Source organism: Streptomyces shenzhenensis (assembly GCF_003688995.1).
In the GTDB taxonomy this organism is placed as follows: domain Bacteria; phylum Actinomycetota; class Actinomycetes; order Streptomycetales; family Streptomycetaceae; genus Streptomyces; species Streptomyces shenzhenensis_A.
On the sequence record NZ_PENI01000004.1, the window covers coordinates 430046 to 455516 of the forward strand.

General features: G+C 73.2%; 16 protein-coding genes and 1 pseudogene. 7 read left to right on the top strand and 10 right to left on the bottom strand.

The genetic code is table 11. The features are described 5' to 3' along the window. Window positions 1-10 precede the first annotated feature (10 nt). Window positions 11-138: pseudogene (locus CTZ28_RS49935) on the top strand (sirohydrochlorin chelatase); the annotation flags it as partial. Between the two features lie 254 nt (window positions 139-392). After that, window positions 393-773 (top strand): VOC family protein, encoded by a 381-nt coding sequence (locus CTZ28_RS09595; protein WP_121888832.1) that lies wholly within the window; start codon window positions 393-395, stop codon window positions 771-773. Here the strand turns inward: CTZ28_RS09595 and CTZ28_RS09600 are convergent. Further along, entirely contained in the window at window positions 770-2221 is a 1452-nt protein-coding gene (locus CTZ28_RS09600) for an MFS transporter (protein ID WP_121888833.1), read from the bottom strand. The two genes, CTZ28_RS09595 and CTZ28_RS09600, sit on opposite strands and share 4 nt — an antisense overlap. A gap of 118 nt (window positions 2222-2339) precedes the next feature. On the opposite strand from CTZ28_RS09600, the gene dusB reads away from it, so the two are divergent. Then, a complete protein-coding gene (gene dusB, locus CTZ28_RS09605) occupies window positions 2340-3521 on the top strand; it encodes a tRNA dihydrouridine synthase DusB (RefSeq protein ID WP_121888834.1) in 1182 nt (393 codons plus the stop codon). Window positions 3522-3766: 245 nt separating this feature from the next. On the opposite strand, the gene CTZ28_RS09610 is transcribed toward dusB, so the two are convergent. From CTZ28_RS09610 to CTZ28_RS09620, 3 genes are all read right to left on the bottom strand, one after another. Beyond that, the gene (locus CTZ28_RS09610; protein WP_472926666.1) at window positions 3767-5413 is read right to left on the bottom strand and encodes an alkaline phosphatase family protein; all 1647 of its coding nucleotides are present in this window, start codon (window positions 5411-5413) and stop codon (window positions 3767-3769) included. A gap of 1081 nt (window positions 5414-6494) precedes the next feature. Continuing rightward, a complete protein-coding gene (locus CTZ28_RS09615) occupies window positions 6495-8432 on the bottom strand; it encodes an amylo-alpha-1,6-glucosidase (protein ID WP_121888835.1) in 1938 nt (645 codons plus the stop codon). Continuing rightward, window positions 8429-9808 (bottom strand): amylo-alpha-1,6-glucosidase, encoded by a 1380-nt coding sequence (locus tag CTZ28_RS09620; RefSeq protein WP_121888892.1) that lies wholly within the window; start codon window positions 9806-9808, stop codon window positions 8429-8431. The genes CTZ28_RS09615 and CTZ28_RS09620 overlap by 4 nt, the downstream gene beginning before the upstream one ends. Window positions 9809-9929: 121 nt before the next feature. Here CTZ28_RS09620 and CTZ28_RS09625 point away from each other — a divergent pair, with 121 nt between their 5' ends. The 3 genes from CTZ28_RS09625 (at window position 9930) to CTZ28_RS09635 (ending at window position 15602) form a co-directional block, all read left to right on the top strand. After that, window positions 9930-11126, top strand: a complete 1197-nt coding sequence (locus tag CTZ28_RS09625) for an ROK family protein (protein ID WP_121888836.1) — start codon at window positions 9930-9932, stop codon at window positions 11124-11126. A gap of 601 nt (window positions 11127-11727) precedes the next feature. Then, window positions 11728-14475: a pyruvate, phosphate dikinase gene (gene ppdK / locus CTZ28_RS09630; protein ID WP_121888837.1), complete on the top strand. Its 2748-nt coding sequence runs from the start codon at window positions 11728-11730 to the stop codon at window positions 14473-14475. A 215-nt stretch (window positions 14476-14690) separates the two neighbouring features. Then, on the top strand, window positions 14691-15602 hold the full coding sequence (locus CTZ28_RS09635; RefSeq protein ID WP_121888893.1) for an oxidoreductase: 912 nt from the start codon (window positions 14691-14693) through the stop codon (window positions 15600-15602). Between the two features lie 195 nt (window positions 15603-15797). Here CTZ28_RS09635 and nirD read toward each other — a convergent pair whose 3' ends face one another. The 3 genes from nirD to CTZ28_RS09655 are packed head-to-tail and all read right to left on the bottom strand — an operon-like array spanning window position 15798 to window position 19989. After that, a complete protein-coding gene (gene nirD / locus CTZ28_RS09645) occupies window positions 15798-16148 on the bottom strand; it encodes a nitrite reductase small subunit NirD (protein WP_121888839.1) in 351 nt (116 codons plus the stop codon). Further along, the gene (gene nirB, locus CTZ28_RS09650; RefSeq protein WP_121888840.1) at window positions 16145-18772 is read right to left on the bottom strand and encodes a nitrite reductase large subunit NirB; all 2628 of its coding nucleotides are present in this window, start codon (window positions 18770-18772) and stop codon (window positions 16145-16147) included. Before nirB ends, nirD begins: the two co-directional genes overlap by 4 nt. After that, entirely contained in the window at window positions 18772-19989 is a 1218-nt protein-coding gene (locus CTZ28_RS09655) for an NAD(P)/FAD-dependent oxidoreductase (protein ID WP_121888841.1), read from the bottom strand. The genes nirB and CTZ28_RS09655 overlap by 1 nt, the downstream gene beginning before the upstream one ends. A gap of 597 nt (window positions 19990-20586) precedes the next feature. Here CTZ28_RS09655 and CTZ28_RS09665 point away from each other — a divergent pair. Beyond that, entirely contained in the window at window positions 20587-21369 is a 783-nt protein-coding gene (locus tag CTZ28_RS09665) for a sulfite exporter TauE/SafE family protein (RefSeq protein WP_121888843.1), read from the top strand. 12 nt (window positions 21370-21381) lie between these two features. On the opposite strand, the gene CTZ28_RS09670 is transcribed toward CTZ28_RS09665, so the two are convergent. The 3 genes from CTZ28_RS09670 to CTZ28_RS09685 all read right to left on the bottom strand — a co-directional run bounded on the left by CTZ28_RS09670 (window position 21382) and on the right by CTZ28_RS09685 (window position 25328). Beyond that, window positions 21382-21999, bottom strand: coding sequence for a class F sortase (locus CTZ28_RS09670; protein WP_121888844.1), 618 nt, complete (start codon window positions 21997-21999; stop codon window positions 21382-21384). A 129-nt stretch (window positions 22000-22128) separates the two neighbouring features. Beyond that, complete coding sequence (locus CTZ28_RS09675) at window positions 22129-22695, bottom strand: hypothetical protein (protein ID WP_121888845.1); 567 nt, start codon at window positions 22693-22695, stop codon at window positions 22129-22131. A 467-nt stretch (window positions 22696-23162) separates the two neighbouring features. Continuing rightward, window positions 23163-25328 carry a molybdopterin oxidoreductase family protein gene (locus tag CTZ28_RS09685; RefSeq protein WP_121888846.1) on the bottom strand — a complete coding sequence of 722 codons (2166 nt, stop codon included), beginning with the start codon at window positions 25326-25328 and terminating at the stop codon, window positions 23163-23165. Window positions 25329-25471: the final 143 nt, after the last annotated feature.

Here is a 25471-nt window from a genome sequence, read left to right on the forward strand (position 1 = left end):
GCCCGGCGGCTTCATGGCCCGGGGCCGGTCCGCCGCCCAGGGCGCTGGACAGGCCCCCTGGATCGCCTCCGCCCCTTGGGCGCCCACCCCGCGATGGCTCGCCTGGTTCTGCATCGCTACGACCGGATGCTGGCGGCGGCGAAATCGTCCGACGGTGCCCGTGAACCCCGGACACACCGTGGCCCCGGCAGACGCGTGGGCGCCCGGCGGCTTCATGGCCCCGGGCCGGTCCGCCGCCCAGGGCGCCGAACAGGCCCCCTGGATCGCCTGCGCCCCTTGGGCACCGGTGTTGGCGGGACACCGGAGACAGGCCCGAAAAAACCCTCGCAGGTGCTCGTCTCGCCCGATAGGGTCTCGCGTTGTTCCCGCTGCGGTGAGAGTAGGTTGCGTCAATGGCATGTCGTATCAGTGAGCTCGTGCTCGGTTGCCGTGACCCCGAGGCGCTGGCGCGGTTCTGGTGCGAGGTCCTGGACTTCGTAGTGCTCCACCGCGAAGCGGACGGCAGCCTCGAGATCGGTCCGCGCGAAGGGTTCGGCGGCCCGCAGCCGACGATCTTCCTCAGCTGCAGGGACGAGCCGGAGCAGGGGAAGCCCCGGCTGCACATCGACGTCAACGCCACCGACCGCGATCAGGACGCCGAGCTCGAACGCCTCCTGAAGCTCGGGGCGCGCCCGGCGGACATCGGCCAGACCGGCGAGGAGTCCTGGCACGTTCTCGCCGACCCCGAGGGCAACGAGTTCTGCCTGCTCAAGGCCCGCCTCAACCCGCTCTAGCCGCGTCCGGGCGCGCCCACCGCCTGGAGCACTTCGGTCGAGTCCAGGCGCTCGGCCGTCCGCTCGGCGGTGCGGCGGGCCCAGTGTCCGCTGGTCAGCGCGCCGACGACGAGCACCGCGGCGCCGCACGCGGTGAGGATCCACCAGCCGGGCCGGGCCGCGTCGACGAAGGCCGGGGCGAACGCCGCCGAGCCGATGCCGGCCGCCAGCACGGACCCGATCACCGCGACCCCGAGCGTCTGCCCGAGCTGCCGGCTGGTGGAGGCGACGGCAGCCGCGACCCCCGCCTGGGCCCGCGGCATGCCGGACACCGCGGTGTTGGTGATCGGCGCGTTCACGAAGCCGAAGCCGATGCCGAACAGGACGTACCCGGCGAGCCGGGAGAGGTCCGAGGTCTCCGCCTCGAACGCGGCGAACAGCACGCTGCCCGCGGTCATCGCGACGCCCGCGATCAGCAGCGGCAGCCGCGGCCCCCGGCTGCCGACCAGCCGCCCGGAGATCGGCGCGCACAGGAACGTGGGCGCCGCCATGGGCAGCATCCACAGGCCGGCGTGCAGCGCGTCGAGGCCGCGTACGCTCTGCAGATACAGCGTCGACAGGAACAGGAAGCCGCCCAGCGCGGCGAACGCGCTGATCGCGATGACCGTGGCACCGCTGAACGGCGCCGAACGGAAGAAGCGCAGGTCGATGAGGGGTTCCGGGCGCCGGGGCTCGTACCGCAGAAGGCCCAGCAGGGCGATCAGGGCGACCGCGGCGAAGGGCAGCACCGTGCCGGCGCCCGCGTGGGGCGCCTCGATGATGGCGTACGTCAGCGCGCCGAACAGCGCGATCACCAGCACCTGGCCGACCGGGTCGGGGCGGCGGGGGTGGGGAGCGCGGGACTCGGGGACGTAGCGCAGGGTGAGCAGGAGGGCGGCGAGGCCGATCGGGATGTTGATCCAGAAGATCGCGCGCCAGCCGACGACCTCCACCAGCAGCCCGCCGACCAGCGGCCCCGCGGCCATGGATATGCCGATCACGGCGCCCCAGGCGCCGATGGCGCGGGCGCGCTCGCGCGGCTCGGTGAAGGTGTTCGTGATGATCGACATGGCGACCGGGTTGAGCATCGAACCGCCGACCGCCTGGATCATGCGGAAGGCGACCAGTGACTCCAGGTTCGGCGCGAGGGAGCACAGCAGCGAGCCGATCGTGAAGACCGCGAGGCCCGCCATGAAGACCCGCTTGCGGCCGATCCGGTCGGCCGTGGAGCCGGCGAGCATCAACAGTGAGGCCAGTACCAGCGTGTACGCGTCGATGGTCCACTGCAGCCCCGAGGTGCTGGTGTTCAGTTCGCGCTGCATCGACGGGAGAGCGACGTTCAGGACCGTGTTGTCCAGGCTGACGATCAGCAGACTCATACAGCAGATCGCCAGGATCAGCGAACGTCGGCGCGCACTGAGTTGATGCATGAGTTCGATCGTACGCCCGCATCGATAGTGTGTCTAACTAATGAATCATGCGGGCGTCATGGTCCCGGTTGTCCACAGGCGGGGGCGAGCGGCCGCCGGAGTGCGGGACAATGGGGCAATGCCCACGCCGTCGACCACCCTCGTGTCTCCCCTGCGGATCGGCCCGCACACGGTGCAGCCGCCCGTCGTGCTCGCCCCCATGGCCGGGATCACCAACGCGCCCTTCCGGACGCTGTGCCGGTCCTTCGCCGGAGGCGAATCGATGGATGGAGCCAGCGGGGGCAAGGGGCTCTTCGTGAGCGAGATGATCACGACCCGGGCCCTGGTCGAGCGCAACGAGAAGACCATGCAGTTGATCCACTTCGACGCGACCGAGCAGCCGCGCTCGATCCAGCTGTACGGGGTCGACCCGGCCACCGTCGGCAAGGCCGTCCGCATGATCGCGGAGGAGGACCTGGCCGACCACATCGACCTGAACTTCGGCTGCCCGGTGCCCAAGGTGACGCGCAAGGGCGGCGGCTCGGCCCTGCCGTACAAGCGCAATCTGCTGCGCGCGATCCTGCGCGAGGCCGTCGCCGGTGCGGGCGAACTGCCGGTGACGATGAAGATGCGCAAGGGCATCGACGACGACCACCTCACCTACCTGGACGCCGGACGGATCGCGGTCGAGGAGGGCGTGACCGCCATCGCGCTGCACGGCCGCACCGCCGCCCAGCACTACGGCGGCACGGCGGACTGGGCGGCCGTCGCCCGGCTCAAGGAGCATGTGCCGGAGATCCCGGTGCTCGGCAACGGCGACATCTGGTCGGCCGAGGACGCGCTGCGGATGGTGCGCGAGACCGGCTGCGACGGGGTGGTCGTGGGGCGCGGCTGCCTCGGCCGGCCGTGGCTCTTCGCGGACCTGGCCGCGGCCTTCGAGGGCCGTACGCAGGACCTCATGCGGCCGGCCCTGCGCGAGGTCGCCGACGTCATGGTCCGGCACGCGGGCCTGCTCGGCGAGTGGATCGGCGACGAGGCGCGGGGTGTGATCGACTTCCGCAAGCATGTCGCCTGGTACCTCAAGGGCTTCGCGGTCGGCTCCGAGATGCGCAAGCGCCTCGCGATCACCTCGTCCCTCGCCGACCTCCGGGCCGGCCTGGACGAACTGGACCTGGACCAGCCCTGGCCCACCGGCGCCGACGGCCCCCGCGGCCGTACCTCCGGCAACAACCGGGTGGTCCTGCCGGACGGCTGGCTGAGAGACCCCTACGACTGCGCGGGCGTCACGGAGGACGCGGAACTGGACACCTCCGGCGGCTGACGCCTCCTGGGCAGCGCCGACCGCCCGTCCGACACGGAGCGGCCATGGCCACGGCGGTGGGCTGGGTGACCGGCCTCGGCGCCTTCCGGGCGGCGTACGTCTCCTGACGAGCCGGGTGCGGACCAACGCACCGGAGGGCCCCGCCGGGGTGGCTGCGGCGCCACCGCCGGCCGGTCCCTCTGGCAGGTGCCGTGGGGCGGGCCCGGGGCACGCGCGTGCTTCGAGGCCGCCCCGGGACGGGGCGGTCAGCTCTTCTTCGGGTGGGGCGTCGACCCGTAGGCCGTCAGGAAGCGGTCCCGGAAGGCGCTCATCTTCCAGACCGGGGCGTCCTGTGCCGGGCGCAGTCCGTCGGTCCAGTCCCAACTCGCGATCTTGTCGAGGACCTTGGGGTCCTTGGCGACGAGGGAGATGGGCACGTCGCGGCTGGCGTGGTTGCCGCTGACCCGGGCGATGGGCTGGTGGTCGCCGAGGAAGACCAGCACCGTGTCGTCGGTGCCGTAGCGTTCCAGCCACTGGGTGAGGGCGGTCACCGAGTACTGGATCGACTTGCCGTACTCCTCGCGGGACCTGGTGGTGTCGGCGATGACGTCGGCCGGCCTGCTGCCCGCCGCCTCGATGTCCCGGAAGAGCGAACCGTCGCCGATCCGGTCCCAGTCGACCAGCCGCGGGACCGGTGCCCAGGGCTGGTGGCTGGAGGTCAGGATGATCTCCGACATCAGCGGCTTGTCGCGGTGCTTGCCGTGCTCACGCTGCTGGAACGCTTCGAGCGCGTACTGGTCGGGCATCGTCGACCAGCTGAACTTTGGTCCCTGGTAGCCCAGTTGGAAGGCGTTGTAGACCTTGTCGAGGCCGAAGTAGCGCTGTTCGGGCCAGCCCTTCTGCACGCCCGGCATGACGCCGACCGTGTCCCAGGCGCCGCTCTTCTGGAAGGCCTTGGTGAGACTGAGGTGGTCGCTGGCCATGACGGTGCGATAGCGCTGCTGGTTGTTGATCCACAGGCCCGACAGGGTGCTGGAGTGGCCGAGCCAGCTGTTGCCGCCGTACGTCGCCGAGGTCAGCCAGCCGCTCTTCGCGTGGAAGCCGGCCTCGGCCAGGGCCGCGGTGTTCGCGGTGAGGGCCTGGTCGACGCCGGGCGCGATGACCGGGTCCTCGATCGCGCTGCGGCCGTAGCTCTCGATGAACGTGAAGATCACGTCCTTGCCGCGCAGATCGGTCAGCAGCTGGTCGGGAGGCGTGTTGCCGAAGGCGTCCGCCTTCGCCACCTTCCGGAACTCCGCCTCGTCCCTGAGCGTGTCCGCCACCCGGCGGGCCTGGACCTCCACGGCCGTGGCGGTGCGGTCCGAGGCGATCGGCACGCCGGCGATCTGCAGGCCGAAGGCCGTGCAGGTGATCCAGGCGACGCCGACGAACAGGGCGCCCCTGGTGGCCCGGCCGCCGTGCCGGGCGACCAGGTTGGCCAGGCGGATCGTGGCGAGGGTGAGCAGCGCGAACAGGAGGAGGACGAGGACGACGACGCCGGCCGTGGCGGCGAGGGCGGCGGTGCGGCCGAGGGAGTCCTCCAGGTATGCCTCGGCGTCGGTGAGCAGGCTCCAGTCGAGGACGAGGTTGAAGCTGCGGCCGAGGTACTGGTGGAAGCCCATGTCGAGGAGGTTCAGCACGGTCAGCGCGGCGAGCGCGGCACCGGCAAGCCCGGCGAGCGCCATGCGCGGTTTGCGCGGCAGCACCAGGGCGACCGCGGCGCCGATGACCGCCTCGCCCGGTATCCGTACGAACTTCATGGGGCCGATCCCGACGACGGTGTTCGGCAGCACCAGGGCCCCGACCACGAGCACGGCACAGACCACGCTCACACCGACGGACAGCCCCCGGCCCGCCCCAGGATGCGCCGACAGCCACCCCCGCCCCCAACGCCGCCTCACATCCCCGGACTTGGCCCCGGCGTCAGGTTCGGTCTGCGCCCCCGTGTCCTCCGAACCGCCCTCGGGCGCGTTCGCGGCATCCCCCGTCTCCGCCGCACCGCCCTCGGCTGTCGTCGGTTCTGTGGTGGAGGGCGTCCGGGCTGCCGGCAGGCGGGGGTTGTCGGCGGCCCCTGTCTCCTTCGCGCCGGCCTTGCCCTTGCCCTCGGCTCCGGCCTTGCCCTTGCCCTCGGCTCCGGCCTTGCCCTTGCCCTCGGCTCCGGCCTTGCCCTTGCCCTCGGCTCCGGCCTTGCCCTTGCCCTCGGCTCCGGCCTTGCCCTCGCCCTCGGCTCCGCCCTCGGCCTTGGCCCCGGCTCCGGACTCGGCCCCGACCTTGGGCTCGGCCCCGGCGTCGGTGTCAAGTTCGGTCTGCGCATCGGCTCCTGACCCGGCCTCGACCCTGGAACCGGCCTTGGCCCAGGCCTCGAACTTGGCCCCGGCTCCGGACTTGGCCCTGGGCTCGGCCCCAACCCCGGCTCCAACCCTGACCTCGGCCTCGGCCTCGGCCTCGGGCTCGGCCTCGGGCTCGGTCCCGGCTCCGGACTCGGCCCTGGCCTTGGGCTCGGCCCCGGACCTGGCTCCAGCCTCGGACTCGCCCTTGAACTCGGCCCCGCCCCCACCCCCGTCCCCGGACTCGGCGTCAAGTTCGGTCTGCGCCCCCGTGTCCTTGGAACCACCCGCGGGCGCGTTCGTGGCATCCCCCGTCTCCGCCGCGCCCGTTGGTTCTGCGGGGAGCCCGGGATGCCCGGAGGGCGTCGGCTCCGGTGTGCCCGGTGCCGGGTCGGTCTGGGCCTCCGGGTCCTCGGCGGTGGCCGGTGACTGGCGTGTGCTCGTGTGGTGGGGCAACCCGGGGGTCCTTCCGTGCATGGCCCGTGGTGGGAGGCGGGCCACGCTGGGGAGGCTGGGCGGGCCGGGAGTTCCCGGCCCGTCTGGCCCGCCGTCATCCCGTACGGCTCCCCGCCCGCTCCCGTTCACGGCATTCGGCAAACACCCGGCAAACGCCCCGTCAACCCATCGGTCACGCCCCGCCCACGGCGGTGAGCAGCGCCAACGGGGCCGCCGCGGACCGCGATTCCCGTACGCACGCATGCGGATAGGGGACCGGCTCCGCGCAGGTGTCCCGGCCGTACCCGGCGAGCACCTCCGGCAGCCGGTGACCGGTCGCGGTGGCCGCGTCGACCAGGGCGTGGGCGACCGTGCGGGCCTCGTCGTGCAGGCCGTAGCGGGCCAGGCCCAGGGCGATCAGCGCGTTGTCGTGCGGCCAGACCGACCCGCGGTGGTAGGAGAGCGGATGGTAGGCGCCCTGGCCGGCGGCGAGCGTGCGGACGCCCCAGCCGGAGAAGAAGTCCGGTTCCAGGAGCCGGCGCCCCACCTCCTCGCCGTACTCCTTGTCGAGCAGCCCGGACCACAGCAGGTGCCCCGCGTCCGAGGCCAGCGCGTCCACCTGCCGGCCCTCGCCGTCCAGCGCGAGGGCCGGGAAGGAGCGCTCCCGCATCCAGAAGTCCCGCTGGAAACGGTCCCGCAGATCGGCCGCCGCCTGTTCGAGCAGGGCCGCGTACGTCTCGTCGCGCCACACCGTGCGCGCGACCCACGCCGTGCGGCGCAGCGCGTCGTACGCGTAGCCCTGGGCGCCCGCCGCCATCACCGGCCCGCTCGGGCGGGTGCCGTCGGCCGAGCAGATGGCGCCGGGGGAGTCCTTCCAGTTCTGGTTGGCGAGCCCGCCGCGGTCGGCCCGGTAGACGAGGTAGCCGCGCGAGGTCAGCCCGCCGTGGTCCAGCATCCAGCCGATCGCCGCGCGCGCGTGCGGCTCCAGGCGGTGGGCCATGGCCGTGTCGCCGGTCCGTTCCACATACGCGCCGAGCAGGACGAGGAACAGCGGCGTCGCGTCCACCGAGCCGTAGTAGCGGCCGTACGGCACCTGCCCGAAGTGCGCCAGCTCGCCGTGCCGCACCTCGTGCACGATCTTGCCGGGCTGGGCCACCGAGGCCGGGGTGATCCCCGTCGCCTGGGTCGCGGCGAGCGCGGGCAGCGTGGCGGCGGCCAGCCTGGGGCGGTAGGGGAGGGCGAACAGGGAGGTCAGCAGGGCGTCCCGGCCGAGCAGCGTCAGGAACCAGGGGGCGCCGGCCGCCGGCACCCGCAGCTCCTCGCCGTCCGGTCCGGTCGCCGGCACCTGGAGCGCGGCGAGGTCGGCGAGCCCCCGGGCACAGGCCGCCGCCAGCTCCGGCCAGCCGGTCGGGAAGGCCACGCCCTCCACGAACTCGCCTTCCCGTGCGAGGAGTTGCTCGTTTACGGCGGCCGGTGACCGCGGCACGCGCCGCGCCCGCTTCTCGCCGTGCGGACGGGCCAGCACGCGCAGCACCAGGTCCGCGGTGCCGTGCGGGGCCAGGTCCAGGGTCCACACCAGGCGGCGGGCGCCGGTGCCGGTCTCCTCGACGCCGTCCGGCGCGGGGTCCGCCGTGATGGTCGTACCGGACCGCCACTCGCCGCGCCGGTAGGTGAACTCCACGCCGTCGTCGCGAACGTGGCGGGAGCGCACCGCGCCGGTCTTGTGGTACGTGCGGTGGTCGGGGCGCAGTTCGAACTGGTCGGTGAAGTCGGCGTCCGCGGTGATCGCAAGCCGTACCGTGGTCGGCACCGGGCGGTTGCTGGTGACCTGGAGCGACTCCACGAACGAGCCGTCGCCGACCGCCTGTTCCCGGAAGAGGGTGTGCGCGGGCGGCTCCTGCCGGCCGCCGCGCGGGACGAGCACACAGCGCGCCCCGTCCCCGTCCGCGACCGGGCTGAGCGCCTCGGGCACCGCCCCGTCCAGCGTGAGCTGCCAGCGGCTGAGGTGCCGGGCGTCGCGGACGAACAGCCCGTCCGGCACCGTGCCGCCCCGTACGCCGCTGATGTCGCCGCCGTCGCCCACGGCGGCGAACGTCGTGCCGTGCACGAGCAGGTGCTGCCGGTCCGTCATCCCCGGTCCTCTCCCTCGTCACTCCTGAGCAGATCGAGCGTGAGCGCGGCCGTCCAGCTGAAGCCGAGCGCGCCGCAGGCCGCGTCGGTGTACGGGTCGACGTACTCGGCGAACCCGGTCGCGTCGGCCGTGCCCAGCAGCGCCGACCGCAGTGCGTCGGCCCGCGCCCGCTCGCCGTGCGTCCGCAGCCCGCGCTCCAGCAGCCAGCCGGTGTTGAACCAGGCCGGGCCGCGCCAGTAGCGGTGCGGGTCGAAGGCCTCGCCGAGGAGGTCGTAGCTCGGGACGAGGCGGGTGGCGGCGCCGAGCCCGAAGTGCGGGCCGGTGAGGGTGCGTACGAGCGCCGCGGCGACGTCCGGCGGCAGGCCGGGCAGCATCAGCGGGATCAGCCCGGAGACGCTGCGCTCAGGGATCAGCCCAGGGCCGCGCACGTCCCGGCACAGGAACATGCCGCGCGCCGGGTCCCACAGCCGCTCCACCAGCGCCGCCGTCAGCCGTTCCGCGCGCGCGTGCCGCGCCGTGCCGGCCGCGCCCAGCTCCTGGGCGATCCGGGCCAGCGCGTGTTCGGAGGCCACGAGCAGCGCGTTGAACGCCGGGTCCTCGACCGCGAACTCGCCCTGTCCGTCGGCGTAGGCGCCGTCGCGGTAGTCGGTCGCCAGCCGTACGTACCGCCCGTAGTCCAGGTCCGTCGGCCGGTCCTCGGGCGCGCCGTGGCCGAGGTCGGCGCGGCGGAAGGAGCGGGCCGGGGCGGGCGTGATCCGGGCGAGCGGGGCGTCCCAGCAGGGGCTGTTGTCCATGCCCTGCTCCCAGGGGTGTACGACCGACACGAGGCCGCCGCCGCCCAGGTCCCGCCGGTGCAGCAGATAGCGGTGCCAGGCGGCGAGCCGTGGGTAGACCCGGGTGAGGAAGCCGCGGGCCCGGGACAGCCCCGGGTCGGCGCGGTGCACCAGCCAGGCCGCCAGCGCGTGTACCGGTGGCTGCACGATGCCGGAGGTCTGTACGGTGCGCGGGGCGCCCGCGGCGCGCCCGGCGGTCGAGGAGCGCCAGAAGTCGGGGCTCGGGAAGTAGGCGTCGAGCGGTACGGAGGGGTTGAAGACGATGTGCGGGATGCGCCCGTCCGTCCACTGGGCGGCCAGCAGCGTCTCCAGCTCCGTCTGGGCCCGTAACGGCGAGCTGTGCCGCAGGCCGATCGCGATGAACGCCGAGTCCCAGGACCACTGGTGCGGATACAGGCTGGGTGAGGGGACCGTGGAGGTGCCGGTCCAGTTGCCCTCCAGCACCCGCACCGCTCTGACGTGCAGCGACCCGGTCGGGGGCGGTGGATCGTATACGACCTGGTGCTCTGTGCGGCGGGCAGTGAGCTGGGCAGTGCGATCCACTCGGGGCTCCCCGAAGACGTCCGGCCGGCCTGGTTCGGCGGTATCCAGCATAAGGGTTACGCCTAGTTAACACGCAAAACTCAATATGTAATGCAAACTTGAGAAACACAAGGGGGTGCGCATGGCGGGTCGCAGTCAGGCCAGTGCCGGGGAGCTGCTCGAACTGGTGCGCAGCGGGCGCGCCACCACGCGCGGCGCCCTCCAGCAGGCCACCGGACTGTCCCGGGCCACCGTCGGCCAGCGCCTCGACCGGCTGTTCCGCGCGGGCTGGCTGCGCGAGGGGGCCGGCGGCCCGGTCGACTCGCCGCTCGGCGGGCGGCCCTCCATCACCCTGGAGTTCGACGCCTTGCACGCGGTGGTCCTCGCCGCCGACCTGGACACCCGGCACGCCCGTGCGGCCGTCCTGTCGCTCGCCGGTGAGCTTCTCGCCGAGCGCACCGGCACTCTGGTCATAGAGGACGGTCCCGAGTCCGTCCTGGGCGAGCTGGGCGGCTGGTTCGCCGGGCTGCTGGCCGAGGCCGGGCACGGGGCGGCGGAGGTGTGCGGCATCGGGCTCGCCGTGCCGGGCCCGGTCGACCGGGTGACCGGCCGCGTGGTGCAGCCGCCGATCATGCCCGGCTGGGACGGCTACGACCTCCGAGGCCGCCTCTCCCGCGCCTACACCGAGCACACCGGCGGGCCGGCGGTGCCGGTGCTCGTGGACAACGACGCGAACCTCATGGCGTACGGGGAGCAGCGCACCGGACACCCGGACTGCTCGGCCTTCGTCCTCGTCAAGGTGTCGACGGGCATAGGCGCCGGGGTCGTGGTGGGCGGCTCGATCTACCGCGGCATCGACGGCGGCGCCGGGGACATCGGGCACATCAGGGTGGGCGCGGACGCGCAGTGCCGCTGCGGCTCGTACGGGTGCCTCGCGGCCGTCGCCAGCGGTGGTGCCGTGGCACGGCGGCTGACCGAGGCCGGGGTGCCGGCGGCCTCCGGCTCGGATGTGCGGGACCTGCTGGCCGCCGGGCACCCGGAGGCGACGGCGTTGGCCCGGGAGGCGGGGCGCCGGGTCGGGGATGTGCTGGCGACGGTCGTGACGCTGCTCAATCCGGGTGTGCTGATGATCGCCGGGGACCTGGCCGGGACGCCCTTCCTCACCGGTGTCCGTGAGCTGCTCTACCAGCGGGCACTGCCCCGCTCCACCGCCCACCTGGACGTGGTCACCTCACGACTGGGCGAACGGGCGGGCCTGATCGGAGCGGGGATGCTGGTCGTGGAGTACCTGTACGCCCCGGCGCGGGTGGAGGAACGATTGCTGGCGCTGGGGGTATGACGGGGCCTCGCGGCCGTTGTCAGTGGTGCTGCCGTGGCCCGGCGCCGGGGGCCTGCGGCTTTCGGCTCGGGCGTGCGGGGCTCGCTGGCCGCCTCGGTCAGCCACCGCACCGGAAACACCCCGGCGCCGGCAATCGCCTCTCCGTTGGTGGCCGGAGGCGACCGCCGGCGACCGCGGTGTGACGGGGGTGTTTCCGGTTCGGGGCGCGGGCCGCGTGGGCGTCCGCATGGTGAAATCCGGGCGACTGTGGCAGCGTGATTCTCGCCACCTTTGATAAAGGTAGCGCTCAGATGAGCGGATCATGGACGGCTGCACTTCTCCAAGGGGTGGCACTCGGTGCCACCCCTTGATCGTTCATCGAACGAAATCAAGCGTGCCGAGAGTCGCTCATATGAGCGGAATCCGGGAATTCAGAGACCCGGATTCATTCAAGAAGTGAAAACATCGGCTGCCCGAAGCTTGCCCATCCTTGACTTTCGATCCCGTGGCGGACGGCTGGTTACGGGCGTATGACGCGCGAGTGGACGTACCCAGGCACCTTCGATCTGGGTATGTTCCTCGCCGTCAGGGCAGCCACCGCGGCCTCAAGGAGTCGAGACCCGTGTCGGAAAACAAAGATCCTCAGGTACCCGCGTCGGGCAAGAGTGTTGAGGGCGTGAAGTTCGTCTATGACTTCACCGAGGGCAACAAGGACCTCAAGGGCCTCCTCGGTGGCAAGGGTGCGAACCTCGCGGAGATGACCAATCTGGGCCTTCCGGTCCCCCCGGGCTTCACCATCACCACCGAGGCCTGCAAGGTCTACCTCGACAGCGGCGAGGAGCCGGCGGCACTGCGTGACGAGGTGAGTGCGCACCTCGAAGCCCTCGAAGCGACCATGGGCAAGAAGCTCGGACAGCCCGACAACCCCCTCCTCGTGTCGGTCCGTTCCGGGGCGAAGTTCTCGATGCCGGGGATGATGGACACCGTCCTGAACATCGGCCTCTCCGACACCTCCGTGCAGGGCCTGGCGGAGCAGTCCGGCGACGAACGGTTCGCCTGGGACTCCTACCGCCGGCTCATCCAGATGTTCGGCAAGACCGTACTCGGCGTGGACGGCGACCTCTTCGAGGACGCCCTGGAGGACGCCAAGGAGGCCAAGAAGGTCACGGTCGACACCGAACTGGCGGCCGCGGACCTGAAGAAGCTCGTCACCACCTTCAAGAAGATCGTCAAGAAGGAGGCGGGCCACGACTTCCCGCAGGACCCGCGCGAGCAGATGGACCTCGCCATCAAGGCGGTCTTCGAGTCCTGGAACGGCGACCGCGCCCGGCTCTACCGCCGTCAGGAGCGCATCCCGCACGACCTCGGCACCGCCGTCAACATCTGCTCCATGGTCTTCGGCAACCTCGGCCCGGACTCCGGCACCGGCGTCGCCTTCACCCGCGACCCCGCCAGCGGCCACCAGGGCGTCTACGGCGACTACCTGCAGAACGCGCAGGGCGAGGACGTCGTCGCGGGCATCCGCAACACCGTGGCCCTCGCCGAGCTGGAGTCCATCGACAAGAAGTCGTACGGCCGGCTCATGCAGATCATGGAGACCCTGGAGAACCACTACAAGGACCTCTGCGACATCGAGTTCACCATCGAGCGCGGCCAGCTGTGGATGCTCCAGACCCGCATCGGCAAGCGCACCGCGGGCGCCGCCTTCCGCATCGCCACCCAGCTGGTGGACCAGGGCCTGATCGACGAGACCGAGGCGCTCCAGCGGGTCACCGGCGCCCAGCTCGCGCAGCTGATGTTCCCGCGGTTCGACGACCAGGCCAGGACCGAGCAGGTCGGCCGGGGCATCGCGGCCTCGCCGGGCGCCGCCGTCGGCAAGGCGGTCTTCGACTCCTACACCGCCGTCAAGTGGTCCCGCTCGGGCGAGAAGGTCATCCTGGTCCGCCGCGAGACCAACCCCGACGACCTGGACGGCATGATCGCGGCCGAGGGCATCCTGACCTCACGCGGCGGCAAGACCTCGCACGCGGCCGTGGTCGCCCGCGGCATGGGCAAGACCTGTGTCTGCGGCGCGGAGGACCTGGAGGTCGACACCAAACGGCGCCGGATGACGGTACCGGGCGGGCACATCGTCGAGGAGGGCGACCTGATCTCCATCGACGGCTCCAACGGCAAGGTGTACCTGGGCGAGGTCCCGGTGGTCCCGTCCCCGGTCGTGGAGTACTTCGAGGGCCGGATGCACGCGGGCGCCGACGACGCCGACGAACTGGTCGAGGCCGTGCACCGGATCATGGCGTTCGCCGACCGCAAGCGCCGGCTGCGGGTGCGCGCCAACGCCGACAATGCGGAGGACGCGCTGCGGGCCCGGCGCTTCGGCGCCCAGGGCATCGGCCTGTGCCGCACCGAGCACATGTTCCTCGGCGACCGGCGCGAGCTGGTGGAGCGGCTGATCCTGGCCGACACGCAGGCCGAGCGCGAGGAGTCCCTGAAGCAGCTCCTGCCGCTCCAGAAGCGGGACTTCGTCGAGCTGTTCGAGGCGATGGACGGGCTGCCCGTGACCGTCCGGCTGCTCGACCCGCCGCTGCACGAGTTCCTGCCCGACATCACGGAGCTGTCGGTGCGCGTGGCGCTGGCGGAGGCACGCCAGGAGCCGCACGAGAACGAGCTGCGGCTGCTTCAGGCCGTGCACCGGCTGCACGAGCAGAACCCCATGCTGGGCCTGCGCGGCGTCCGCCTCGGGCTGGTCATCCCCGGCCTGTTCACCATGCAGGTCCGGGCGATCGCCGAGGCCGCGGCCGAACGCCGGAACGCCAAGGGCGATCCGCGCGCCGAGATCATGATCCCGCTCGTCGGCACCGTCCAGGAACTGGAGATCGTCCGCGAGGAGGCGGACCGGGTCATCACCGAGGTCCAGCAGGCCACCGGCACCGAGCTGAAGCTGGCGATCGGCACCATGATCGAGCTTCCGCGCGCCGCGTTGACCGCCGGCCAGATCGCGGAGGCCGCCGAGTTCTTCTCCTTCGGCACGAACGACCTCACGCAGACCGTGTGGGGCTTCAGCCGCGACGACGTCGAGGCATCCTTCTTCACCGCCTACCTGGAGAAGGGCATCTTCGGCGTCAGCCCGTTCGAGACCATCGACAAGGACGGCGTCGGCTCCCTGGTGCAGTCGGCGGCGAAGGCAGGCCGCGCCACCCGTCCCGACCTGAAGCTCGGCGTCTGCGGCGAGCACGGCGGCGACCCGGAGTCGGTGCACTTCTTCCACGAGGTGGGTCTGGACTACGTCTCCTGCTCGCCGTTCCGCATCCCGGTCGCCCGTCTGGAGGCCGGCCGCGCGGCCACCCAGTCGGCGGGCAGCGACCACCGCTGACCACCGGTCCGGCGGGACGGCGGCCACCGCCGCCCCGCCCCGGCCCCGGAGCCGCCGACGGTCCCCGACCCTCACCGATCGCCGGCGGCTCCGGCCCACCAGAAGGAGGGGCGGCACCCTGTGCGGGGGCGCCGCCCCTCCGGGTGCGCGCCGTGTGTCCTCCGGGGAACCTGGGGGCAGGTGTGTGTGGCGTGGTGAAGGGGGTCGACCGGGCGATGACCGACATCCCCGACCTGGCCGGTCGCGTTGCCGTGGTCACCGGGGCCAACAGTGGGCTCGGGTATGTCACCGCGCGGGAGCTCGCCCGGTGCGGTGCTCGGGTGGTGCTCGCCTGCCGTAGCGAGCCGCGCGGGAGCGCTGCCGGTGATCGGATCGTGGCCGAGGTGCCGGGTGCCGAGGTGGAGTTCGGGCGGCTGGATCTCGCGGATCTGGCCTCGGTACGGGAGTTCGCGGCCGGTTTCCGGTACGACCGGCTCCATCTGCTCGTCGCCAACGCCGGGGTGATGGCGACGCCGTACTCGACCACCGCCGACGGCTTCGAGACCCAGTTCGGGGTCAACCACCTGGGGCACTTCGCCCTCACCGGACTGCTGCTGCCCGCCCTGCTCGCCACGCCGGGCGCCCGGGTCGTGACCGTGTCCAGCGTGCTGCACGTCCTCGCCAACATCGACCTCGCCGACCTCAACAGCGAGCGCCGCTACCGGCGATGGATCGCCTACGCCCGCTCCAAGACCGCGAACCTGCTCTTCACCCACGAGCTGGCGCGCCGGCTCGCGGCCACCGGGGCGGACGTGATCGCCGCCGCCGCGCACCCCGGGTACGCCGCCACCAACCTCCAGACGGCCGCGCCGCGGGCCGAGGGCCGCCGGGCCGTCGCCTGGCTCATGGCGGCAGGCAACCGGGTCCTCGCCCAGCCGGCCGAGGCCGGCGCCCTGCCCACGCTGTACGCGGCCACCGCCCCCGACGTACGCCCCGACTCCTTCACCGGCCCGTCCTTCGCCCAGTGGCGAGGCACACCCGCACCGTCCTGGCGGGCCCCGTGGACGCGTGACGACCGGGTGGCGGTGCGGTTGTGGGTGGCGTCGGAGTGGTTGACCGGGGTGGCGTACGACGCGCTCAAGGGGTGAGCACGTGGCCGTCGTTGCGCTGCTTTGGCGGCGGGGAGGTGACGACCGCGGCCCCGGCCCGGCCCAGTCAGGGAAGGCGGCCACTTGGCCGTACGCCCGGACCGTCCTGGCGGGCCTCGTGGACCCGTGACGACCGGGTGGCGTCGGAGTGGTTGACCGGGGTGGCGTACGACGTGCTCAAGGGGTGAGTGGGCATCACGCGGTGCGTGCCTCGTAGGTCTGCACGCGGACCGTCGTGTCGTCCAGGCACTGGCCGGACGTCAGGTCGAAGCGTTGTTTCAGCAGCGGGGAGGCGACGTAGGGGCGTCCCCGGTGGGTGCCGGTCAGGCCGCGGGAGAGGACGGCCGCGCCGCAGAACGGGTCCCGGTTGTCGATGCCGTACAGCCGCCCGGCCCGGTCGCGGAAGACGGCCACCTGGCGGCCGTCGGGCAGCAGTGCCGCCACCCCGCGGCCCGGGACGAGCAGGCTGAGTTCGCAGACCGTGAACCAGCCCTCCGCCAGCCGCAGTTGGACCTTCAGGTCGGTCGTCTCAGGTGCCAGGGTCATCGCTGGGCGCTTCCTTCCAGGGCCGGTGCGGGCCGCAGGCCGATGGACAGCAGTGGCAGATCGGGCTTGATCTGGTCGCGTTCGGGGACGAAGCCGACGACCGGGTCGGGGGTGTCCGGGGCGTTCACGAAGGACACGAACCGGGCCAGCTTCTCCGGGTTGTTGATCGTCTCCGCCCATTCGTCGCGGTAGTGCGCCACATGGGCCGCCATCAGGGACTCCAGCTCCGCGCAGATGCGGAGCGAGTCGTGCACCACCACGTCCCGTACATGGTCCAGGCCGCCGGGGATCCGCTCCAGCCACACGCTGGTGCGCTCCAGACGGTCGGCGGTGCGGATGTAGAACATCAGGAACCGGTCGATCAGCCGGATCAGTTCGGCGTCGCTCAGATCCTGCGCGAGCAGATCCGCGTGGCGCGGGGTCGCACCGCCGTTGCCGCCGACGTAGAGGTTCCAGCCATGGGCGGTGGCGATGACGCCGAAGTCCTTCGACTGGGCCTCGGCGCACTCCCGGGCGCACCCGGAGACCGCCGACTTGAGCTTGTGCGGCGAGCGCAGCCCCCGGTAGCGCAGCTCCAGGTCGATCGCCATGCGTACGGAGTCCTGGACGCCGTAGCGGCACCAGGTCCGGCCCACGCAGGACTTCACGGTGCGCAGCGCCTTGCCGTAGGCGTGCCCGGACTCGAAGCCGGCGTCCACCAACCGGGTCCAGATCAGCGGCAGTTGCTCGACACGCGCGCCGAACATGTCGATCCGCTGACCGCCGGTGATCTTTGTGTAGAGGCCGAAGTCGCGGGCGATCTCACCGATCACGATCAGCTTCTCCGGGGTGATCTCACCGCCGGGGATGCGCGGTACGACCGAGTACGAGCCGTTCTTCTGGAGGTTGGCGAGGAAGTGGTCGTTGGTGTCCTGGAGCGCCGCCTGCTTGCCGTCCAGGACATAGCCGTCCGCGCCGATCGTGGGCGCGAGGGAGGCGATGATCGAGGCGACCGCCGGCTTGCAGGTCTCGCAGCCGTCCCCGTCCCGGGCCTCCTCGCGGCCGTAGCGGTCGAGCAGTTCCCGGTACGAGGTGAGGCGCAGGGCGAGGACGATCTCGTAGAGCTCCTCGCGGGTCCGGGCGAAGCAGCCGCACAGGCCCTTGTCGACCTCGACGCCGCTCGCCTCCAACTCGGCGGTGACCAGCTGGCCGAGCACCTTGACGCAGCTGCCGCAGCCCGTACCGGCCCGGGTGCACTTCTTCACCTCGGGCACGCTGGTGCAGGAGTGCTCCGTCACCGCGCCGCGGATCGTGCCCTTGGTGACGTTGTGGCAGGAGCAGATGACCGCCGCGTCGGGCAGCGCGGCCGGGCCGAGCGCGGCCGGGGCCCCCGCGTCGGCCGGGAGGACCAGCCGCTCCGGCGGGACGGGCGGCACCGTGCCGGTCAGCGCCCGCAGCGTGCCGTACGCCTCCGCGTCGCCGACCAGGATGCCGCCGAGCAGCGTGCCGTCGCGGCCGACGACCAGCTTCTTGTACAGCCCGGCCCGGGAGTCGGAGTAGACGACGTCAAGGCAGTCCGCGGCCGTGCCGTGCGCGTCGCCGAAGGACGCCACGTCCACCCCGAGCAGCTTCAGCTTGGTCGACAGGTCGGCGCCGGTGAACGCGCGCTGCCCGGACCCGTCCGCGGCGATGGCGGCGGCGGCCGTCTCCGCCTGTTCGTAGCCGGGCGCGACCAGCCCGTACACCCTGCCGTCGACGGCCTGCGCGCACTCGCCGATCGCGAACACCCGCGGGTCGGTGACGGTTCGGCACTGTTCGTCGACGGTGATGCCGCCGCGCTCGCCGACCGCGAGGCCCGTGTCGCGGGCGAGTTGGTCGCGGGGGCGGACACCGGCGCTGAACACCACCATGTCCGTGGCGAGTTCGGAGCCGTCGGACAGCTTCATACCGGTGACGGCGCCGTCCGCGCCGACGACGATCTCCTGCGTGCCCACGCCGGTGTGCACGGCCAGGCCCATCTCTTCGATGCTGCGCAGCAGTGCCGCGCCGCCGCCCTCGTCGACCTGCACCGGCATCAGCCGCGGCGCGAACTCCACGATGTGGCTGGCCAGTCCCAGGCCCTTGAGCGCGCCCGCGGCCTCCAGTCCGAGCAGCCCGCCGCCGACCACCGCGCCCGTCGTCGCCCGGGACCTCGCGTACGCCTCGATCGCGAGCAGGTCCTCGATCGTGCGGTAGACGAAGCAGCCCTCGGCGTCCCGGCCGGGGACGGGCGGGACGAAGGGGGAGGAGCCGGTGGCCAGGACGAGGACGTCGTAGCCGACGGTCAGGCCGGAGCGGGCCGTGACCCTGCGGGCCGCGCGGTCGACCGTCTCCGCCGGGTCGCCCACGTGCAGTTCGATGCCGTGGCCCGTGATGAACTCGGTGTCGGTCAGGGAGAGTTCCTCGGGTGTCCGGCCCGAGAAGTACGAGGTGAGCCGGACCCGGTCGTAGGCCGGACGCGGCTCTTCGCACAGCACGACCACGCGGTGGGTGGCGGTCAGGCCGCGCTCGGCGAGCGCTTCGAGAAAGCGCTGGCCGACCATGCCGTGGCCGACGAGCACGATCGTGGGGCGGGGGCGGTCCCCAACGGGTGCGGTCGTGGACATCAGGAGCCTCCGTCGTCGGTGAGCAGATGGAGCAGCGGGCCGTCGTCCGGGAGCGGCTCGGCTCCCTCCCAGGCGCGGGCGAGCGCGCCGACGGTGCCGAGTTCGCCGACCAGGACCCCGCCGACCAGGCGGTCGTCGCGGACGACGACCTTGCGGTAGGTGCCGCGGGTGGCGTCGGCGAGCTGTACGACGTCGTCGCCGGGGAGCGGCTCGGCCTCGCCGAACGCGGCGAGGTCGAAGGGGGAGTGGCGGCCGGTCAGGGTGAGCCGGGTCAGCGAACGGGTGCCGGTGTACCGGGAGTCGGTCCTTCCGGAGAGCAACTCGGCCAGTACGTCGGCCTGTTCGAGGGCCGGGGTGGCGAGGCCGTACACCGTGCCGGCGTGTTGCACGCAGTCGCCGACGGCCCGGATGTGCGGGTCGGACGTGCGCAGTTCGTCGTCGACGAGGACGCCCTTGCGGACGGCGAGTCCCGCGTCCTCGGCGAGCCCCACGCGCGGGCGGACCCCGCAGGCGAGGACCACGAGATCGGTGTCCAGGGCGTATCCGTCGGCGAGCTCGACCGAGCGGACCGCGCCGCCGGCCGAGCGTACGTCCCGTACCCGGCACTCGGTGTGCACCTCGACGCCCAGGTCCGTCAGATGGCGCCGCACGAGCTGTGCGGCGTTCGGGTCGAGCTGGCGCTCCATGAGGCGTTCGGCCTGCTGGGCGAGGACCACCTGGGCGCCGCGCACGGCGAGCGCGCGGGCCGCCGACACACCGAGCAGCCCGCCGCCGACGACGACCGCCCGTACGCCCGGCCGTACCGCCTTGGCCAGGCCCAGACAGTCGTCCATGGTGCGGAACGCGTGCACGCCCTCGGGAAGCTCGTGCCCGTCCGTCCCGAACAGGCCGCGCAGCGGCGGCAGGACGGGGTTGGCGCCGGTGGCCAGGACGAGGGTGTCGTAGGCGATCTCCGAGCCGTCCGCGCAGCGCACCTGCCGGGCGGCGCGGTCGATGCCGGTGACCCGGGCGCGCACGAGATGCGCGGGGGCCGGCAGGGCGATCACCTCGGGGGCGTAGCGGCCGGCCAGCACCTCGGCGAGCAGGACCCGGTTGTACGGGTGGTGCTCCTCCTCGCCGACGAGCAGCGCGGACCCGCCCAGCTCGGCGAGCCGACGGGCGAGCCGTTCGCCCGCGAGGCCGGCGCCGATCACCACCACACGCGTGTCCGAGGTCATGCAACGCAGCGTGCGGCGCCGACGTTACCCGGCGGCATCACAACGGTTTCCCAAGAGCAACGCTGCCCTCAGCGAACCCACACCGGCGATGTGAGGGGCGGACCGGGGGAGCGGGGATGGGGTCGGCGGCGGGCCGGCCGTGCGTGGCGGGTGGCCGTTGCGGGAGGTGGTTGGGGGTCGGTGGTGCGAGGGGTGTGGGTGGCGAGGGCGTGGGTCCGGCGGGCATGCCGGCCCGGCCAAGGGTGCGGGGCCTGCGGGTCTGCGTGCGGATCAACCCCTACATCGCCCAGCGCTCCCCGCTGTTCGCGGAGGGCAGGGCCCTCGGCCACCTGCTGAAGCGGCCGGACGGCGGCGTACGGCAGTGGGACCTGTGGGTGGCCGAGGCGGGTGTGGCTGCCGCGGGCGGCGGCATGGGCCGGGGAGCGGGGTGTGGCCGGCGGCGGGCCGGGCGGTGCGTGGGCGTGGGTGGTGTCCGGTGGGCGGGCTGGTGGCGTGCGGGGGCGGAAGACGGTCGGGGCGGGGCGGCGCGGGAGTGCAACCTCAGAAGTTGCTCAGGTGCGTGGACCGTGCGCCTGCCGGCTCCCTAGGGTCGCGATCATGCCCGACATGTCGTTGACCGTCCTCGTCCTGTTCTGTCTGGCCGCTCTCGCGGCCGGCTGGATCGATGCGGTGGTGGGCGGTGGCGGGCTGCTGCTCCTCCCGGTGCTCCTGCTCGGGCTGCCCGTCGGCACCCCGGCGGCGACCGCGCTCGGCACCAACAAGGCGGTCGCCATCGTCGGCACCACGGGCGCGGCCGTGACCTACGCCCGCCGGGCACCCGTCGACGTGCGCACCGCCGTGCGCATCGGTCTCGCCGCGCTCGCGGGCTCCTCGGCCGGCGCGTTCTTCGCCGCCGGCTTGAGCACCGATGTGCTCAAGCCGGTGATCATGGTGGTGCTGCTCGCCGTCGCGGCCTTCGTGATCCTGCGCCCCGCCTTCGGCACCGCCCCGGCGCCCGGCCCCGCCTCCCGCCGCCGGATCCTCGCGGCCATCGGCCTCGCCGGCCTCGGTATCGGCTTCTACGACGGCCTGGTCGGACCCGGCACCGGCACCTTCCTCGTCCTCGCCCTCACCGCCGTACTCCACCTCGACCTGGTCACCGCCTCGGCCACCGCCAAGATCGTCAACTGCTGCACCAACGCGGGCGCGCTCGTCACCTTCGCCTGGCAGGGGGCGGTCCTGTGGCAGCTCGCCGCGCTGCTCGCCGTGTTCAATCTGGCGGGCGGGACGCTGGGTGCGCGTACGGCGCTGAAGCGGGGGAGCGGCTTCGTCCGGGTGGTGCTGCTGACGGTGGTGTTCGCCCTGGTGGCGAACCTGGCGTACCAGCAGTGGCTGGCCTGAGCCGTCGGCCGGTCAGCGGCCGGCGGTCAGGTGGGCGAAGACGACCACGTTGCCCTGGTAGCCCGTCGACTGCGAGTAGCCCCCGCCGCAGGTGATGACGCGCAGCTCCGGGCGCTCGGCGGCGCCGTACACCTTCTCGTCGGGGAAGTCGCTCGCCCGGTAGACCTCGACCGCGTCCACGGTGAACACCGCCACGCTGCCGTCCCGCCGGTCCAGTTCCACGGTGGCGCCCCGCTTCACCGCGCCGAGGCGGTAGAAGACGGCGGGGCCCTCGGCGGTGTCCACGTGCCCGGCGACGATCGCGGTGCCCGTCTCGCCGGGGGCGGTGCCGGCCTCGTACCAGCCGGCCAGGTTCCTGTTCCGGGCCGGCGGCGCGTCGAGACTGCCGGACGGCGTCAGGCCGAGGCCCGTCATCGGGGCGTCGACCCGGACCGAGGGTATGCGGATCCGGGTGGGCGGGGACGGCGGCAGCGCGGGCGACGCGAGCCGCTCCTCGGCCGGATCCGGACGGCCCTCGGCGGCGGTGGGCTGCGGCGGCGCGGACAGGTGGGCGGTGCCCAGCAGCCATATGCCGGAGCCCAGGGCGACCACGGTGACCGCGGCTATCGCGGTGTCCCCGATCCTGCGCATAGGAACCTCCCGGACCTCCCGGAACCCCGGGGACGGAACCCCGTACCCCCCTCCGGGCCGCGAGGGGCGTCGGACCCGGAGGGGGAGGGGACTTGCGGTACCGGCGGACGGACAGCGGAGGGGTGCCCGTCAGATGCCATCGCCTCTCGCACGGCGATGCAGGAGCCAGGTACCGCCCGCGGCGGCGACGGCGAGAGCCGCCACGCCTGCCGCGGTCTGTACGGGGTCGGAGCCGAGCGCGCCGCCGACCCCCGTCTTCACACTTCCGCGCGGTTGCGTCTGTCCGTGCGCCGCCGACAGCGTCACGACGAGATCGCCCGCCACCTGCCGGTTGCCCTCGGCGCACTTGGCGACGATCTCGTACGTACCCGGCTGCGCGCTCGGCGGCACCCGGAACTGGCCGATCGCGTCGCCCTCGTGCGCGCTGGGCGCCAGCATGAAGGTGCCGGCGCCGACGGCGGTGGCGTCGCCCGCCGCGGTGCCGCCGCACGCCTTGGTGTTCACCGTGACCTGCCCGCCCGGAATCACGGTGGACGGGTACACCTCAAGGGCGCCGGTTGCCGCCGTGCCGGTCGGCGCGTTGCGCGGGTGGGCCGCCGCGGCGGCGGCGCGCGCGCCGTGCGCGGGCGTGGTGGCGAGACCCGCTGCCGCGACGGCGAGCGCGGTACCGGTCAGCGTGCGGGCGGTGCGTCGCATCGTGCTCCCTCGCGTGCCAGGGGTCACGACCCGCGACACCCCCTGTGCCGCCGACTCGGTCGTGCCCCTGCGTTATCGAGGTAAAGCCCACGCCGCCGACCCCGCTTCCTGACAGTCCGTCAGAACTGTGGTGATCGGGTGTCGTCCGGGCCGCGCGGGAGGCCGTACGGACCGGTGTTCCGGCAGGTCATGGAGGTGCACCGGGCCGTGCCTGAAGAGAACACGAACGGCGGCCCGCCCAGCGGGTGTGAACGGGTGACGACCCCGCCCGGTGACGCGAACCCCCGGAGCGGGCAGAGGCGCAAGGGGGCGCCAGAGGTGGAGAATTGTTCCTGACCGGCGCGGCGGAGCCCGGCCGGCTCACCGACGCGGTGCTGTACGACGGCCCCGGCTGTCCGTACGCCGTCGCGAGTACGTACCGGGGGACCCGCCGGCGGGCACGGGACGCAGCCCGCCCCCGGCGGCGGTCAGGGCTCCGCGCGCTCCACGCGCACCGCGCACACCTTGAACTCGGGCATGCGCGAGACCGGGTCGAGCGCCGGGTTGGTCAGCGTGTTCGCGCGGCCCTCGCCCGGCCAGTGGAACGGCATGAACACCGTGTCCGGCCGGATGGCGGTCGTGATCCGCGCGGGCGCCACGGCGCGCCCGCGCCGGGACACCACCGCCAACGGGTCGCCGTCGGCCGCGCCCAGCCGCGCCGCGAGCCGCGGGTGCAGTTCGACGTACGGGCCGGGCGCGGCGGCGTTCAGCTCGGCCACCCGCCGGGTCTGGGCGCCGGACTGGTACTGGGCCACGACCCGTCCCGTGGTCAGCAGCACCGGGTACTCGGCATCCGGCTCCTCGGCGGCCGGCCGATGCGACACGGGCACGAACCGGGCCCGCCCGTCCTCGGTGGCGAACCGGTCGAGGAACAGCCGGGGGGTGCCTGGGTGGGCCCCGGCCGGGGCGGGTACGTCCGCTGTCGGCGCCGTATGCGCCGTACTCGCCGGAGCCGTCGTGCCCGGTGCTGCCGTCGGGTCCGGTGCTGCCGTCGGGTCCGGGCAGGGCCAGAACAGGCCGTTCTCCCTCGCCAGCCGGTCGTAGGTGATGCCCGAGTAGTCCGCAGGGCCGCCCGCGCTCGCCCGGCGCAGTTCGCCGAAGACCTCCTCGGGGTCCGTCGGGAAGCCCTTCTCCACGCCCAGCCGGGCGGCGAGCCCGTGCAGCACCTCCAGGTCGCTGCGTACCCCGGCGGGCGGGTCGAGCGCCCGCCGCCGCAACAGCACCCGGCCCTCCAGACTGGTGGTCGTGCCCGTCTCCTCGGCCCACTGGGTGACCGGCAGCACGACGTCCGCGAGCGCCGCCGTCTCCGAGAGCACCACGTCCGCCACGGCCAGGAAGTCCAGCGACCGGAGCCGGCCCTCGACGTGGGCCGCGCGCGGCGCCGAGACCACCGGGTTGGACCCCATCAGCAACAGCGCGCGCACGTCCGTGCCCAGGGCGTCGAGGAGCTCGTACGCACTGCGGCCGGGACCCGGCAGCGTGTCCGGGTCCACGCCCCACACCGCGGCGACATGGCGTCGCGCCGCCGGATCCGTCAGCTTGCGGTAGCCGGGCAACTGGTCGGCCTTCTGGCCGTGTTCGCGCCCGCCCTGCCCGTTGCCCTGCCCGGTCAGACAGCCGTACCCGGACAGCGGCCGGCCCGCCCGCCCGGTCGCCAGGCACAGATTGATCCAGGCGCCCACCGTGTCGGTGCCCTTCGACTGCTGTTCCGGCCCCCGAGCCGTGAGCACCATCGCCGCCTCCGGCTCGCAGAACATCCGTACCGTCTTCCGGAGTTGGGGGACCGGCACCCCGGTGATCCGCTCCACGTGCTCCGGCCAGTGCGCCATCGCCGCCGCCCGCGCCCGCGTCCAGCCGGCCGTGCGGTCCCGGATGTACGTCTCGTCCGTCCGGCCCTCCGCGACCACCAGGTGCAACAGGCCGAGCGCCAGGGCGAGATCGGTGCCCGGCCGGGGCGCCAGGTGCAGGTCCGCCTGCTCGGCGGTCCGGGTGCGGCGCGGGTCGACGACGATCAACGTGCCGCCGTTCTCCCGCAGTTCGGTGAGGTAGCGGAGCGCGGGCGGCATCGTCTCGGCGAGGTTGGAGCCGACCAGGATCAGACAGCCGGTCCGCGGGATGTCCGCCAGCGGGAAGGGCAGCCCCCGGTCCAGGCCGAAGGCGCGCGTGCCGGCCGCCGCCGCGGACGACATGCAGAAGCGGCCGTTGTAGTCGATCTGCGAGGTGCCGAGGACGACGCGCGCGAACTTGCCGAGCGCGTACGCCTTCTCGTTGGTCAGCCCGCCTCCGCCGAACACCCCGCACGCGTCGGCGCCGTATGCGCTCCGCGCCGTGGACAGGCCCGTGGCGATCCGGTCGAGCGCCTCGTCCCAGCCGGCCGGTACGAGCGTCCCGCCCGAGCGCACGAGCGGGGAGGTCAGCCGCACGCCCGACGAGAGCAGCGCGGGAGCGGTGCGCCCCTTGCCGCACAGCGCGCCCCGGTTCACCGGGAAGTCCGCGCGCTCGATCACCTCCACGCCCCCCGGTACGGGCGACAGGCGCATCCCGCACTGCAGGGCGCAGTACGGGCAGTGGGTGGGCGTCGAGACGGTCTCCATGCGGCTCAGCGTGGATCGGCCGTGTTACGTCCCGTGCGGGCGCCCGGTTACACCCCGGCGACCACCCCCTCCCCACGCCACCCACTCCGCGGTGAGGTCCCGCCTACGCGGGTGGGCGAGCGGGGCCCTTCCCGGTCGCGGGG